Here is a 1,326-nt window from a genome sequence, read left to right on the forward strand (position 1 = left end):
AGCCGCATAGCGTATGAAGTGTGCCCAACTGCGTATGGACCTGTTCTTGAAAGCCGGGTTCGAAATGCATCAGAAAGCCGATGCGGGGCCATGGCACCACGCCGAACAGATACATGGGATGCGATGCGGCAGCGCTCCACGCCGAATCGTGCATCCAGCCACTGAGTGGCAGCGCGAAGATCAGCACGTAAAGTGTGATGTGTGCGGCGTGCGCCGTAGCCTTTTCCCAGCCAAGGAACGCGCCCGGAAGCGGCGGCGGCCGATGCGTCAACCGCCACAGAACGCGCAAAACGGCCAGCCCAAGCACCGTGATGCCGATGGATTTGTGCATGTCGATCACCACTCGCGCACCCGTATCCGACAATATCGAGCTCGGCAGCAGCGCGGCGCTCAAGCCGAGGGCGACATTGGCGATGATCAACAACGCGATCGTCCAGTGCAGCAGCATGGCGATATGGGTATATCGAGCCCTGTCCTCAGTCAGCACATTGGTTGAAGGCTCATGCGCTATCCTTGCGCGAGCGCTTGGTTCAGTGGGTTCGGAAGATTTCACGATAGTCCGCAATAAGGGCCGTAACGGTCGAACGCCGGTTAGTGCCTGGCCCAACCCAGATGGTTGTATCGACGGCGATCTGCGCCGTGCACTGAACCCCCATGTGCATCAGGGCACCGATGGCCCCATGCCGTGCGCTACCTACGTTCGGCGCCCCTACATCCACACCTGCCACAGATCGGGCGGCAGGATGAATGCCTCACCGTCGTTGTCGACGAAGCTCAGCGCGCACGTCATCAGCCATCGCGCCTACCTCCTCCACAGCCTTGATCAAACGCTCTGCGGACACGCCAAGCGACCGAGACCAATATTTCAGGTCCTGGGCTTCATGCACGTTGATCAGTGTCGGGTCCGTGGGGCCGCGCTGGAGTTTCGTAACATTCATCGTCTGAGCCTCTTCAGGAGAAGCATGCGCTCCCGCGAAGCTGCGCGCGTCAGTGCTGCGTCATTTGCCGTTGACACATCCATCATGGTGAGGCCAAAGGCTTTGTGTTCTGCTCGTCGCGACACTGCCGGGCTTCCTGTCCGACATCCCAACGGGAGAGACCGCATGGGTTGGAACGACCACATCGATAACAATTTGTCCGAGTCCCTGAAAGAACTCATATCCGGTGGGTTCGTTTTCGAAGGGGGCGCTCCGGAACAGCAAGCCTGACGCCGGACGAAATGAACGTTTTTGAAGAGCAGCTCGTTCCGGCCCTCACAGCGCTCGAACAGGCGAAACTGGAAGCCGAAGCCGAGGATGCCGTAGGCCCGCGACCGCCGGCCGACTG

2 protein-coding genes are annotated in these 1,326 nt (G+C 60.0%); both read right to left on the minus strand.

Going from position 1 to position 1,326, the window contains the following annotated elements:
* A partial coding sequence (locus AC1DT2_RS23600; RefSeq protein ID WP_477299115.1) for a cytochrome b occupies window positions 1-448 on the minus strand: 448 nt, incomplete at its 3' end.
* Between the two features lie 304 nt (window positions 449-752).
* Window positions 753-938: a DUF3606 domain-containing protein gene (locus AC1DT2_RS23605; RefSeq protein WP_082878933.1), complete on the minus strand. Its 186-nt coding sequence runs from the start codon at window positions 936-938 to the stop codon at window positions 753-755.
* Window positions 939-1,326 lie beyond the last annotated feature (388 nt).

The organism is Luteibacter sp. P4_E6 (assembly GCF_056401535.1).

Coding starts and splice junctions, on each gene's coding strand:
- AC1DT2_RS23605 (WP_082878933.1), bottom strand. CDS start 938: ATGAATGTTACGAAACTCCAGCGCGGCCCCACGGACCCGACACTGATC.